Here is a 14292-nt window from a genome sequence, read left to right on the forward strand (position 1 = left end):
GAGGACAGATAGGGAAATAATCCCTATCTTCCTACTCGATTGTTAACAGTTTAAGGAATAGGGATGTAAGTGGTTTGAGCCTGAACCTTTTTAATGAGCCTTGGGTTAGTATTGGTTGTTGTTCTTGCTAAATTTGTTTTATCACAAATAATGCGAGCTGATTGAATGAACAAAATTGTTTTGTAATAGATGCTTAAAAAAATGCCAGCATGAGTTTTTTTATTGAAATGCTTTTAAAGCTGTTCTTCATTTTATCTATCATACCATTTTTGGTTTCTGAAAAGCTTCAGAAAAAGTATGATATGAAAATCAATTCCCAGATAGAATACACCCTATTTACGGGACCAAAAAAAGTGGCACTAATTGGCGAAAAATTCATCGAAGAAACAAGTGGAATGGCTGTTTCCAGAAAAAATCCATCATGGATTTATGTTCACAACGACAGTGGGGGAGAACCTGAGGTTTATATTTTGGATACCTTAGGAACCTATCTGGGGTCGATCAAAATAGAGGGAGTTAAAAATCGAGATTGGGAAGATCTGGCCATGGGCCCCGGACCTAAAGCAGATCAAACCTATTTGTACATTGGAGATATCGGTGACAATTTCAGTAATGCTGAGGAGTTGGTTATTTATAGAATTCCTGAGCCAGACAGTCTTGGAAATGCAATGACAGCCACTCCAGAGATTATTAAGCTTAACTATCCGGATGGTCCTAAAGACGCAGAAACTTTATTGGTCGACCCAATTAGTGGCGATCTTTTTGTGATAACTAAAAGAGAAGCTAAAAACACGCTTTACAAAGCCTCAAGAGATTTATTGACAGATGGAAACAGCGTTTCCTTGGAGAAAGTTATGCAGCTGCCTATAACCCTATCTGTAGGTGGTGATATATCTGCCGATGGCGCGCAGGTTGTGATAAAAAATTATTGGGTGATATATTATTGGGCAAGAATTGAAGGTGAATCACTGGAGGAGACACTGTCTCGAAAAGCTGTTTTACTTCCCTATGAGCCAGAGCCACAAGGGGAAGCAATTGCCTTTGAACCGAAAGGTAATGCCTATTTCACCTTAAGTGAGAAAAAATTACGCGTTAATCCTGTATTGTACCGCTATGAAAAAGCTTCAAGCGATCTCTAATTAGTTTTTTTGGATTCCTTTAAATGTGCTTTTTGTTGAAAAATAGAGAAGGTGGCAGGGTTCTGATTTTCTCAATATTAAGCATTAAGTTTACGGCCTTTTTAAAACCTTTACCAATTTCGAGAAGGTTTTCTCCATGATTTTGTATAATTTTCACTTATAAAGCTAGCTAGTCATGAAATATACAAGAAGAGATTTTGTAAAAACCAATGCCATCATAGGTACAGGAGCAATGATGGGATTTAATTTCGTAGCATCCGATGTAAAACCAGCACTTATGGGAGGCAAGCCTGTTAGGACTTCCTCTTGGCCTTCATGGCCCAGGTGGAACCCGGATACAGATGAACCCAGGGTATTGGAAGTCTTGAGAAGCGGAGTTTGGTCCAGGTCAGGAGTAGTAAAAGAGTTTGAAAATAAATGGGCAGACACCATCGGATCTAAACGATGTTTAACTGTCGTTAACGGTACCAATGCATTAATTGCCGCATTAGTACAAGCAGATATAGGTGGAGGGGATGAGGTTTTGGTGTCTTCTTATACTTTTATTGCAAGTGTGGCAGCCATTTTACAGACTGGAGCAATGCCTGTATTTGTAGATTCTGATCCGGAAACTTTTCAGGTTGATCCAGAAGAAATAAAAAAGAAAATAACCAGTAGAACCAGAGCCATCCTTCCGGTTCATATTTTGGGTTTGCCCGCAGATATGGAAAGCATAATGGCCATTGCCAAAGCAAATAACCTTGTGGTAATCGAAGATGCTTGTCAGGGTTGGTTGGCTGAGATAAATCATAAGAAAGTAGGGACATTTGGACTTGCGGGATGCTTTAGTTTTCAAAACTCCAAAAACCTACCCATGGGTGAAGGCGGAGCCATAGTCAGTGACGATGATGATTTCATGGACAAATGCTATTCTTACCATAATTATGGCTATGCATATGGTTCGTTGGTTGGAGCTGTCAATCAGGGAGCTGTAATGGCAGGAACGAAGATTCGACTTACCGAATATCAGGCAGCCATAGGCTTAAGTCAATTGGAACGGCTGGACGCTGAGACACATTTGCGGGAAACCAATGCGACTTATCTTAAGGCGAAATTAGAAGGAATTCCAGGGCTTAGTACTTATGTTTTAACCCCAAACGTAACCCGGGCAGTCTTTCATCTATTCCCATTTAGATTCCATAGTGAGGGATTTAAAGGCTTGTCCAGGGAGGTTTTCCTAAAAGCCTTGAAGGCTGAAGGTATCCCTTGCTCAAGTGGATACATTCCATTAAATGATAAACTGTACCTTAAAGATGCTTTTACCTCTAAAAATTACCGGAGAATGTATCAGCCTGATGAATTGGATTTTGATAAATTTGTAGCCAGTAATCAATGTCCTATTACGGATAAGTTATGCAATGAAGAGGCCGTTTGGCTCTCACAGAGCATGCTATTGGGGAGTCAGTCGGACATGGACGATATAGCAAATGCCATCTATAAAATCCATGAAAATGCAGAAGAATTACTTAATTATAAAGGATAAATTAAACCAACAAAGAATTGAAATTGGATACTAAAAACAAAGGGTTTTTGGCCCAGCCATATTATTCTGGCTTTGAAATAGCTCATGATACGTATCAGGCTTTAAGCTGTGCATCTGACGGGAATATATATTATGTTTTGTCTTCTGAGTCGCTTACAAAAGCTGGTCAGCTATACTCTCTGGATCCGAAGACTGATAAAATTGAATGGTTAGCGGATCTTTCTGAGGCTTGCGGTGAAATTGATAGCAATACAATACCCCAAGGAAAAAGCCATGTACCCTTTTTTGAAAAGGATGGCAAATTGTATTTTGGGACACATATAGGTGTGTATGAAATGATAGATGACATGGAGAGACTTCCTGTCAATCCAATGGAGGGTGTGGAAAATTACCTAGGAGGTCACTTTTTGAGCTGGGATATGAAAAATAAGGTAATGGAAGATCTTGCCGTCGTGCCCGACGGAGAGGGAGTGTTGACCATGACCATGGATACCCACCGGAATCAAATTTATGCCCTCACTTGGCCTAGTGGTAACTTTTTGCACCTGGATTTGAATACCAGTGAATTGAAGGACTTTGGTCCTATCTCGGAAAAAGGCGAAGCAGGAGTAGTAGGGGAAGATTACAGGGTTTTGTGCAGGTCTATATTGGTTGATCCTGAAAATGGGAATGTTTATTATACAACTTCAGATGGGAATATCTTTTGTTACAATTCAAATGACGGGGAAGGGCCTGCTAAATTAGAAGATGTTCATATGAGAAGGGATTTCTTCGGAGATTATGACCCCAAAGTGCCTGGAAATATGGGGTATAACTGGCGAAGAATATTCTGGCATGCTGAAGAGAATGTAGCTTATGGCATCCATGGAAATTCCAATTACCTTTTTAAATTTGATCCCAAGAATGCAAAAATTGAGCTAATTGAAAGGCTATCATCCCTTCCTTCTAAACGAAGTGGTATGTATGACCAATTTAGCTATGGTTATCTAGGTTTTGATTTAGGGCCAGATAAAGAGACTTTATTTTACCTTACAGGGGGACCTTTGTCTGATAGGCCTTCAAATGATGAGACCAAGAAGATAGCCAAAGGAGCGGCCAAAGAACTGGAGAATCTGCATTTGGTAACTTATCACCTGCCAACTGGAACATATACAGACCATGGGGCGGCATTTTATGAAGATGGAAGTATTCCTACCTATGTGAATGCCATTGCCATAGACAAAGATGCAAATGTCTTTACCATGGCAAGGATGCAAAAACCTTGGGGAGAAATTCAGGATTTGGTGAAAATTAACTATCCAAAAAAATAAAAAAAAGGAGCCTTATTAAGGCTCCTTTTTTTTATTTAGCTTTTGAACTCATCTGGAGTTTTAATAAACCTCCTTTGGTCAAATCCCCATGGCGAATGCCAATGCCTTTTATAGGTGTGCCATTAAAAGTTTTTCGGGAGATATAATAATTTTCCGGGCCATTGTTTTGGGTCTTGATAGTAATGGATTTACCTGAATAGTAATCCGGGTTTAGGTGGATTGTGGCTTTATCGAAAATTGGGCTACCCAATTCGTAGATGGGATTTTCTTCAGTCCCTGCATTCATTTGAAAAAGCCCAAGTTTCATTAATACTGCCAATGATCCCATAAGCCCTTGGTCTTCATCACCATTGAACCCACTTTCCGGAGAAAGTCCGGAAAATGCAGCGGCCAAAACTTTTCTAGACCAATATTGGGTGAGATCAGGACGGTCCAGATAATTGAAGATATAAGCCGTTTGCATGGAAGGTTGATTGCCATAATTTATAGGAATCCTCCTGTACTCAGGATGTGTTTCAAGAGAATGAGAGGTGCCGGAAGTAAATCCCAGTTTCTCCGCTTGTTCAAATTGTTCGTTCAAGCGTGCTGCTGCTTTCTCTTTGCCACCCATAAGTGTGGCCAAGCCTGCAATATCATGTGGTACAAACCAGGTGAATTGAGCACCATTTGCTTCGACATAGCCTTTGGCATAGTCATAAGGGTCAAAAGGACTGAACCAATTTCCATTCACATCCTTAGGTCTTATCCAGCCAGTTTGCTCGTCATAGAGATTTTTGTAATTACTTGAACGGGCTAAAAAATTGGTGGCATCCTCTTTTTTACCCAAAGCGAGCGCAAGTTGTGCAAGTGTCCAGTCTTGATAGCTATACTCCAAAGTTTGTCCAGCACCTTGCTCATGTCCGCCGAAGCGACCTCTTGGGTTAGGGTAGGGGACATATCCCATGCTAATGTAATCTTCTACATTGCCACCTTTGGTAGACTTGTGCTCATAACCTGACCTGCTCATCATCCCGCCGGAAAGGTGGTTTTTTAGAAGCCCCTCATAGGCAAGCCCTATGTCAAATCCATGAATACCTTTTTGATATAATCCGACAAAAAAAGGCGTACTGGATGCTCCGGTCATTACATAGGTGTAATTTCCGCCGGAAGGACCCCGGGGGATCAAACCTCCATCTTTGTAATACTGAAGCATACTATTGGCAAATTCTTCGGCGATCTCAGGATAAACCAAAGCCCACAATACACTTATGGTCCATTGTGCTCCCCAGAAGGAATCTGAATTGTATTGTTTGAAAAGGGGTTTCCCCTTACTGTCAAGAGGTAACTGACCAATTTTGAAGGTGTTGCCGGTATTGTCAGGGTAGGCACCATTTACATCACTAATGGTCCTTCTACCTTGTAGTGATTTCCATAAATCGGTATAAAAACGCCTTTGCTGGCTTTCAGTATTGCCTTCTATCTCTATTCGACCCAAAAGTTCATTCCAGACATCTTCCGTTTCCTTCACTACGCTATCAAAGTCCCAGTGAGGGAGCTCCTCTGCCATATTTAAAGTAGCATTTTCAGGCTTTGTATAAGAAAGCGCCACCTTCATGTGCAAGGGTTTTCCACTGCTTTCAGCAAATGCCACTATTTTATGAGGTGATTGATTGCTCTCAATCCATTTTTCAATAGGTTGATCAAACTCGACCCGGAAATGGACTGTCAAAGTGTTGGGTCTTCTTGAGGTAGGGGAGTTGGTGACTTCTCCCTCCAAAATATAGGGAGAGACTTGTTTCAGACTACCGTCTTGCATTTTGCTGGGGCCCAAAACTCCACCAAGGTGGAAAAGGACTGCCTGCTTCTTTCCAGCCGGGAAGCTATACTTGTGCAATCCTACACGGTGAGTGGCGGTTAATTCGGCTGTTATGCTGTATCGATCCAGAAAAACCTTATGGTAGCCAGGTTTAATCGATTCTTTATCCCTGGCATAAGTGGAGTAATAGTCACTTAATAAAGCTTCAGGATCTTTGGTATAACTTACCGGCATTACCGAAACGCCCGACATTTGCCAGGCGTGGATATGACTAAAACCTTTTACAGTGTCCTCATTGTACCGATAACCACTATTCCAAGCACCATCAATGACATGGTCAGGACTTAGGTTGACCATGCCGAAGGGGCGTGTTGCGGCACTAAAATAAAACCACCTTGAGTTTGCTGCATCCAGAAGGGGATACACCTTGTCTACAGGTTTAGGATCTGGCTTTGTTTGAAATCCCAAGACTGGGAGTACCAACAGAAATGCGAATAGACTGAAAATATTCTTTAACATATAATTAGCTTTTGTTTTCGGAAAGGGCCAATTGCCAGTTCCAACTGTCCCTTAAGGCTTCCTCTAAGTTGAATCGTGCCTTCCAATTCAATTCTTGATTTATTTTAGAGGTGTCTGCCCACACTTTAACAACATCACCAGGTCTTCTCGGGCCAACTTTATAATTGAGGGGTTTTCCACTCACTTTTTCAAAACCCTTAATTACATCCATTACAGTATTGCCATTACCTGTTCCGACATTGAAGATGTCATAAAATGGCGCTTCTTTACCCTTAAGGTGAGAGATTGCCTTAACATGCGCTTCAGCCAAGTCCATTACATGAATGTAATCCCGAACACATGTACCATCAGGGGTGTCGTAATCGTCACCAAAAACAGTCAATTCTTTTCTAATGCCTACACCAGTCTGGGTGACAAAAGGAACGAGATTTGAAGGTACACCCAAGGGCAACTCACCGATTTCAGAGGAAGTATGTGCACCAATAGGATTGAAATAACGGAGGGCAATGGCGGACAAAGCCACTTTGCTATTAACCTGATCTACTAAGATGTCTTCGCAAATCTTTTTGGTGTTCCCATATGGGCTTTCAGCTTTTTTCCTGGGAGTAGATTCCTTTACCGGTAATTTATCTGGTTGACCATACACTGTACAAGAAGAAGAGAAAACCAAGTTCTCCACATTGTGTTTGTTCATGGTGGTCAAAAGTACCAACAGAGAGCTGATATTGTTGCTGTAATATTTTAATGGAAGCATTGAGCTTTCACCAACCGCCTTAAATGCTGCAAAATGAATAACTCCTGAAAGGTTGTTTTCCGTGAAAATACGGTCCATTAAGTCAGCATCATTACAATCACCTTCATAACAAGGAATGTCTTGACCAGTAATTTTCTTAAGACCTAACAATGCACTTTTTTCGGAATTTGAAAAATCATCGATGATGATGGGCTGGTAGCCGGCTTCCAAAAGAGCCACCGCCGTATGGGAACCGATATATCCGGCCCCACCAGTTATTAAAATTTTTTCCATTGTCAAATATAAAATTTTATCCTATCGTTAGAAAGAAATAAAACGTAATATATACTTGATTTTTTGAAACGCTGAATAGGAGCTATTTCAATGAGTTTTTTTAGCTAGAAATAGAAAATAGGTCAAAATCAGGGCTTAATGGTTTGGTTTAAGTCTCTTGATGTTTTTTGAACTCGGATCAGGTAGTAGTTATTCTTTATGTTTTTTTACAGAAAGTTCAGTGCCAAATAAATTGTTTATCCAGGTTAATCAAGCATTTGAGCTTGGTTATCCGGTTTCGATTCTAGATCAGTTCAATTGGAATAGCGTTTATTTTGGGGTTACCAATAAGATTCTTTACCTTTGCGCACTGAAAGGAGGTGTATATTATGATCGTAGTTAACGTAAAAGAGAACGAATCTATCGAGAAAGCGCTAAAGCGTTTCAAGAAGAAGTTTGATAAAACAGGAGTCATTCGTGAATTGAGAAGCAGACAGGCTTTCGAAAAACCTTCTATTTCTAGAAGAACCGAAGTGATTAAAGCAGCTTACAAGCAACGCATGCAAGAAGCGGAAGGTAAATAAGAAAACCTTTCATTTTTGGAAAATATTAAGCATATTGATGTTCTAAAACATCGATATGCTTTTTTCATTTATTAGCTACCTAGAACATGAGAAGAGGGTAAGTCCACATACGGTCTTGGCTTATAGGAAAGACCTTGACCAGTTTATCCTTTTCATAAATACTGCCTTTGGGATGAGCAACCCTGAAGAGGCGGGCCATGCCGAAATAAGGGCATGGATGGTAGCCCTTATTGAAGAGGGACTAGAAGTGACCACCGTCAATAGAAAAATGGCCACATTGCGGTCTTTCTATAAATTTTTGTTACGCTCCCAAATCATCACCAAAGACCCAACTTTTAAAATCAAGTCACTAAAAAAAGGGCGAAACCTTCCTGGGTTTATACAGGAAAAAGAAATTTACAATTTATTAACATCTACAAATTTTGATGCAGATTTTGAAGGACAGCGAGACCGAATGGTCATGCAAACGCTGTATCTTACAGGAATTAGATTGTCAGAATTGCTTGGGTTGAAATGGTCTGCGGTGGACCTTATTCAGTTACAAATAAAAGTGCTGGGAAAGGGTAAAAAATACAGGGTAATCCCCATTTCAAGTGAACTAAGATTAGGCATAGTTCATTACAAAAAAGTTTTCGAAGAATGTTTTTCTATTCAAAACGAAAATGATTTTTTCATCGTTAGACTAAATAGAGAGGCAGCTTATCCTATGATGATTTATCGAATTGTTAAGAAATATTTAAATCTTTTTGTCCGAAATACCAAAAGTAGTCCTCACCTTATGAGACACACCTTTGCCACCCATTTACTAAATAAAGGAGCAGATCTAAACGCTGTCAAAGACCTTCTGGGCCACGCAAGCCTTGCCGCAACCCAGGTATATACTCATAATTCTATTGAGAAACTCAAGGCTGTGTATGAACAGGCACATCCCAAGGCTTAAATTAAAGTTTAACTTTTAAACGTTTATTATTATGAAATTACAAATGCATTCAATTCATTTCGTAGCCGATCAAAAGTTGATCAATTTTATTCAAAAGAAATCGGATAAACTTGATACTTATTTTGATCAAATCATTGATGGGGAAGTTTTTATGCGGTTGGATAAAAATGATAAAAGTGAAAATAAAATCGTGGAAATCAAACTGAATGTACCTGGTAAACAATTTTTTGCTAAAAGTCAAAACGATTCTTTCGAAGCAGCAGCTGATGATGCTATAGAGGCTCTTCGTAGACAAATTAAAAAGCACAAAGAAAAATTAGTGCTGGCCAAACAATAGTTCTGGCCATTTTTTCAAAAAAAAAGGGTTGCTGATCATCGGCACCCCTTTTTTTTGCTCAGTTAGAAGACCGGTCAATCCAATAGTACTTTTTCCCCCATTTCATTTTTTCCTCAGAAGTATTTCCGTTGATGATAGCCATTATCATTTCATTGATAAACTTGGGGTCCCAATTTAAACTGACAACTTCCGTAATTGGAAGGATTCCTTCAAGTGCTTTTTTATTTGGCTCATCACAAATGATGTATGAATAACTTTGAGGTATTTCATCTATTGAGGGAAATGTTTTCATGAAATAATCTGGACCGAGCCCTATCCTTATTTTGCTGGCATAATGAAGGTTACCAAGAAAAGCGATTTTACTATTTTCAGGTATATTATGAGTGGAAACATAGGCTTGCACTTGCCTTCCCTGATTGGGGATGGACAAAGGGTGGGTGACCAGAGAAATAGAGAAAAACAATAAGAGTATAGAAAGTCCCATCACCTGCACTTGATAGTTGTTCGTGCTATTTTTTCTCCACAGCATTACACTTAAACCAAAACCAATAATCCATTGGACAAATATCCAAAATGAACTTCCTAAGCCTACATGGGCAAATAGAGCGACAGACAATACAACCCAATTGATACCAATAAATATTTTAGTCCATACCTTCATAGTCATGGATGGAGCAACATTCGTTTTTAAAAGTATTCCCGCTAGGAAAATGGCAGCAACAGGAGTAACAGGAAGAAGGTAGCGCTCATAAAAGGTAGATACCATTGCAGTCATCCCTATGATGGAAAGCACCCAAACAATTGCAAAGCCCATGAAAGCTCTATTTTGATTAAACGCCGCTTTTGTTCCTGAAACGAGAGATTTAACCTTTAGGCTAACCCAAGGGATAAATAGACCTCCCATTAATAGCACAGCAAAGATGAAATGTTTAGCAATCATCCATAACCTGCTCCCTACACGCATTCCTACTTGGTCTTCTATAAAAGAGTCCAGGTATACAGGTCCAAATTTCAGGTACATGGCCGCAAACCAGAACAAAGAAATAAACAAGGCGATAATAACCGCAGGCAAATACAAAAGTTTGATGAGGGGAATGCGTTTCCAAGGATTAAAGAGCATATAGGCGATGGCTACAAGTCCCAAGGCGGCAGCAGGAAGTCCTTTCGATTCGAAGGCAAGGGCCAATCCCAAATAAAAAAACCAGAGGTATTTTTTTGGACTATTTTTACCATGCTTTAATAAACCTGTAACGCCTACAGCTGCCAATGTCATAAAAAATGCGAGTAAAATATCAGGAATGGCACGTGTGCTACTAAAAATGATAATGGGATGTGTGGCGATAATCCATGCGGACCATAGCGGAAGTCTTTTACTTTTCCCAATCAGTTTTGCGATATGATAGACCATTGGAATTATTCCTGCGCCAAAGAGAAGAAATAAAATTCGAGAAGAATAGGCGGCTACTCCCAGGGTTTTGAAACCTGCTAGAACGAACCAATAGGTCAGAATGGGTTTTTTAAAACGCAATTCATCATTTCCGAGATAGGTGGTTAAGTAATCACCGTTCTGCATCATACGGATAGCAGCATCTGTATAGTACATCTCATCCGGGTAATGGAGGTGAAAATCTAGCGCAAATGGACCTACCAAAACCAAAAAGGCCATCATAGGAAAGCAGTAAGAATTAATCCACCCTGGAGTTTTGTTCATCGTTGAAAAGAATTAAGGGTAAAATTAAAAAAATAAAACGCTTGAGTGGTATTTTCTTTTTAAAAGTACGTTTTTAATATTTTATTATATGGCCTCCAAAGGTCAATTCTTTAATAGTATTGCCCCTTGGAGGCTAAGGGTCTAAAGTGGTTTATATCGTTTGTAGAGCTTGTTAAATTTTTACTCTTGTGCCTTTATCTGCAGATTCGAGAATGGCTTCTACTATTCTTATGTCGCGAAGCCCTTCTTCGCCAGGGACCATAGGGGCTTTGTTTCCTATAATGGCTAGTGCATCGTCATCCATTTGCTTGGCTTGCTGCCAAGGGACCTCATAGGAGTGGTTAATTTTGCCCAAAGGGCTTTCTCCTTTGGCTCCCCCATAGCTAGAGAAAGGCTTCAAGTTGATGTCTCCTTTCTCACATTCAATAGTCATAAAATTAGTGCTTTCAGCAAATGAAGTTCTGATGTCCGCAAATACGCCCCCAGGGAACTCCAGTTTTGCTGTCACATCATCGGCTAGCCCATTCTTATATATTTCTGGTCGGGTGGAAATGGCTTTGGCTGAATGGACAGCTAAAGGCTCCATGTTAGTTCCTAATCTCGCCCCTTGAATGGCATAAACACCCATGTCATAAATTACACCGCCACCCATTTCCTTTTTCTGCTTCCAATGATCGGTTCTATTTTCTCTGTAGCCTGCTGCGCAGTTTACATAGTTCACCTTACCCAATTTATTGCTTTGGACAATGGATCGATATTCTTGTGTGTTGGGTTCATGGTGTAACCTGTAGCCAATGGTAAGTTGGACTTTGTTCTTTTTACAGGCATTGATCATGTTCTTACATTCTTGGCTGGTAACAGCCATAGGTTTTTCACACCATACATGTTTGCCGGCATTGCTGGCCCTTATTACATATTCTTCATGCATTGATGGAGGCAATACTACATATACCACATCAATGTCAGGGTTGTCAGCTATGGAATCGAAATTGTCGTAATTGTAGATGTTCTTTTCAGGGATTTGATACTTTTCTTTCCAAGCTACTGCTTTGTCAGGAGTACCGGTAACTATGCCTGCCAAATAGCAATGTTCTGTCTGCTGCAAAGCTGGGGCCAATAAATCTGTGCTGTAATAGCCTAGACCAACAAGGGCCACGCCGATTTTTCGTTTCTTTGTTACAGCCAATATGTCATAAGGGCTGACCAAGGCCAAGCTACTGCCTAAGGCCAGTGATTTGAGCACATTTCTTCTGGATTGGGTATTCATTGTATTAGGTTTATGGTTAGATAAATTGCTTAAAAAAGGCATATTAATTAAGACTTGGTAGTAGACAAGAAGTAATAACGTTTTGTTTACTCATTCCCACGACCTTTACAGGTTTGGTCCAAGTAAAACTGAACACTTGGATTAAACGTTGGAAAATAATTTCAACAGGAAAGGTATATATTTGCCCCAGTTCTTAAATGCTCACTTATTGCCTGTTTTGGATTCAATATAAGTAAAATTGCTATCTGGTCAAAAAGACTAGGACGTAGTATTTTTCAAAATGCTGTTCTTTTAACAGCAGGTTTTATCCCATCAATTTGCCACAGCTTTTAAAAAGCATTAATTTTGTCCAAATTTTGAATCATGACCCAACCAGAAATTTCCGTTGTCATCACCATTTTTAATGAAGAAGGTAATATTGCACCTTTGCTTGAAGCAGTGTACAATGCCTTATCGGCAATAGATTATGAGCTAATATTGGTGGACGATGGTTCGACTGATCGCTCGGTGGAAAAAATGAAGCTTTTATCGAATGATAGAACCAGGGTGCTGGTGTTCAATAAAAATTATGGTCAAACTACAGCCTTGGCCGGAGGGATCGACCACTCCAATGGAAAGTATATCGTAACCATGGATGGTGACCTTCAAAATGACCCTAGTGATATACCAATGCTTCTGGATATGGTAAGAAACGAGGATTGGGATGTAGTGGCAGGACGAAGGGCCAATAGGCAAGATGGCTTTGTTCTTAGGAAACTTCCGAGTAAAATGGCCAATTGGCTGATAAGGCACACTACTAAGGTGTATTTATCAGATTATGGCTGTAGCCTGAGAATCTATAAGGCACATATCGCTCAGAATATGGGGCTATATGGTGAGTTACATAGGTTTATTCCAGTTTTAGCAAAACAGGAGGGTGCCCGGATGACAGAGGTAGATGTAAAGCATCATCCAAGGATTCATGGCGAATCCAAATACGGTCTTAGCAGAACATTTAAAGTTATTGCTGACCTGATTTTAATGCTTTTCTTTCAAAAATATTTTCAGCGACCTATTCATATTTTTGGCACTTTAGGACTTTTTTCCTTTACAGTAGGTGTTTTAATTAACTTTTACCTGCTTGTTCTGAAAATTATGGGCGAGGATATTTGGGGCCGACCAATACTTTTGGTGGGCTTTATTTTACTCCTTGGTGGAGTGCAATTGATCACGACGGGTATTGTGGCCGAAATAATCGTTAGAACTTACTACGAATCTCAAGATAAAAAAACTTATACAGTGAAAGCAATTTTCCAAGGTGATAAAAAAGAGGCTTAAACTTTTTCTGAAAATCCTCCTTACTGGTTTGGCACTGTATCTGGTTTTTAATAAGATAGATACCAAGACGACCTGGAAAGTAATTCAAGCCTCCAATCCCGGTTGGCTATTTCTGGCATGGATGCTTTTTGTTATTTCTAAATTCTTTAGCGCTATAAGGTTAAATATTTATTTCAAGGACATAGGCCTACAACTTCCTGAAATGAAAAATGTAAAATTGTATGCCATAGGCATGTTTTATAATTTATTTCTTCCCGGTGGGATAGGAGGAGATGGCTACAAGGTTTACTTGCTCAATAAAATTCATAAAATTCCTGTAAAACAATTGCTCAGTGCCGTATTGCTTGACAGAGGTAACGGCCTAGCAGTTTTACTATGGTTGATGTTTTGTCTGATGCTAATTCTGAACCTGCCATGGGATTTCCCAGTGTCCATGTTTTGGTTAGGTATTTTAGGATTAGTAGCTATTCCTCCAGGGTTTTACTTGGTGATGTTGCTGTTTTTCAAACAATTCATGGGAACCATTCCCTCGAGCACAGGATTCTCTTTTCTCAACCAAGGCCTTCAATTGTTCAGCGCCTATTTAATTTTAATGAGCTTAGGCGTGCAAGAACAGGTAATTCCCTATCTTTTTATATTTCTCGTTTCAAGTACCGTATCTGTTTTACCATTAACAATTGGTGGAGTAGGGGCAAGAGAACTGGTTTTTGTCCTTGCCCATGAGTATGTTGGCATCGACCAGAACGTGGCTGTGGCTTTTAGTCTTTTGTTTTTCCTTATATCTATGCTTACCTCTCTTTCGGGTGTATTTGTCAAATACAAAGGGTAAATTGTGAATTTAAACT

General features: G+C 39.7%; 12 protein-coding genes. 8 read left to right on the forward strand and 4 right to left on the reverse strand.

Annotation, left to right across the window (positions count from 1 at the left end):
* Positions 1 to 209 precede the first annotated feature (209 nt).
* From AAC073_RS02645 to AAC073_RS02655, 3 genes are all read left to right on the forward strand, one after another.
* On the forward strand, positions 210 to 1139 hold the full coding sequence (locus tag AAC073_RS02645; protein ID WP_339922286.1) for a hypothetical protein: 930 nt from the start codon (positions 210 to 212) through the stop codon (positions 1137 to 1139).
* Positions 1140 to 1314: 175 nt separating this feature from the next.
* Positions 1315 to 2661 (forward strand): DegT/DnrJ/EryC1/StrS family aminotransferase, encoded by a 1347-nt coding sequence (locus AAC073_RS02650; protein ID WP_339922287.1) that lies wholly within the window; start codon positions 1315 to 1317, stop codon positions 2659 to 2661.
* A 17-nt stretch (positions 2662 to 2678) separates the two neighbouring features.
* Positions 2679 to 3971: a hypothetical protein gene (locus AAC073_RS02655; RefSeq protein WP_339922288.1), complete on the forward strand. Its 1293-nt coding sequence runs from the start codon at positions 2679 to 2681 to the stop codon at positions 3969 to 3971.
* A gap of 31 nt (positions 3972 to 4002) precedes the next feature.
* Here the strand turns inward: AAC073_RS02655 and AAC073_RS02660 are convergent, their stop codons facing one another.
* Both AAC073_RS02660 and galE read right to left on the reverse strand, forming a co-directional pair.
* Positions 4003 to 6285 (reverse strand): GH92 family glycosyl hydrolase, encoded by a 2283-nt coding sequence (locus AAC073_RS02660; RefSeq protein ID WP_339922289.1) that lies wholly within the window; start codon positions 6283 to 6285, stop codon positions 4003 to 4005.
* 4 nt (positions 6286 to 6289) lie between these two features.
* Positions 6290 to 7312, reverse strand: a complete 1023-nt coding sequence (gene galE / locus AAC073_RS02665; protein ID WP_339922290.1) for a UDP-glucose 4-epimerase GalE — start codon at positions 7310 to 7312, stop codon at positions 6290 to 6292.
* A gap of 368 nt (positions 7313 to 7680) precedes the next feature.
* On the opposite strand from galE, the gene rpsU reads away from it, so the two are divergent.
* Genes rpsU through raiA form a run of 3 tightly spaced genes read left to right on the forward strand, consistent with a single transcriptional unit; the run spans position 7681 to position 9152 of the window.
* The gene (rpsU, locus tag AAC073_RS02670; protein WP_040416628.1) at positions 7681 to 7875 is read left to right on the forward strand and encodes a 30S ribosomal protein S21; all 195 of its coding nucleotides are present in this window, start codon (positions 7681 to 7683) and stop codon (positions 7873 to 7875) included.
* 55 nt (positions 7876 to 7930) lie between these two features.
* Complete coding sequence (locus tag AAC073_RS02675) at positions 7931 to 8815, forward strand: tyrosine-type recombinase/integrase (protein ID WP_339922291.1); 885 nt, start codon at positions 7931 to 7933, stop codon at positions 8813 to 8815.
* Between the two features lie 31 nt (positions 8816 to 8846).
* Positions 8847 to 9152: a ribosome-associated translation inhibitor RaiA gene (raiA, locus tag AAC073_RS02680; protein WP_339922292.1), complete on the forward strand. Its 306-nt coding sequence runs from the start codon at positions 8847 to 8849 to the stop codon at positions 9150 to 9152.
* Positions 9153 to 9210: 58 nt separating this feature from the next.
* Here raiA and AAC073_RS02685 read toward each other — a convergent pair whose 3' ends face one another.
* Positions 9211 to 10863, reverse strand: a complete 1653-nt coding sequence (locus tag AAC073_RS02685) for a phospholipid carrier-dependent glycosyltransferase (RefSeq protein WP_339922293.1) — start codon at positions 10861 to 10863, stop codon at positions 9211 to 9213.
* Between the two features lie 172 nt (positions 10864 to 11035).
* Positions 11036 to 12130 (reverse strand): Gfo/Idh/MocA family oxidoreductase, encoded by a 1095-nt coding sequence (locus tag AAC073_RS02690; protein WP_339922294.1) that lies wholly within the window; start codon positions 12128 to 12130, stop codon positions 11036 to 11038.
* 363 nt (positions 12131 to 12493) lie between these two features.
* Here AAC073_RS02690 and AAC073_RS02695 point away from each other — a divergent pair, with 363 nt between their 5' ends.
* Both AAC073_RS02695 and AAC073_RS02700 read left to right on the forward strand, forming a co-directional pair.
* Positions 12494 to 13447 (forward strand): glycosyltransferase family 2 protein, encoded by a 954-nt coding sequence (locus AAC073_RS02695; RefSeq protein ID WP_339922295.1) that lies wholly within the window; start codon positions 12494 to 12496, stop codon positions 13445 to 13447.
* Entirely contained in the window at positions 13428 to 14276 is an 849-nt protein-coding gene (locus AAC073_RS02700) for a lysylphosphatidylglycerol synthase transmembrane domain-containing protein (protein ID WP_339922296.1), read from the forward strand. The genes AAC073_RS02695 and AAC073_RS02700 overlap by 20 nt, the downstream gene beginning before the upstream one ends.
* The last annotated feature ends 16 nt before the right edge of the window (positions 14277 to 14292 follow it).

It is taken from the genome of uncultured Cyclobacterium sp. (genome assembly GCF_963977555.1).
Lineage (GTDB): Bacteria > Bacteroidota > Bacteroidia > Cytophagales > Cyclobacteriaceae > Cyclobacterium.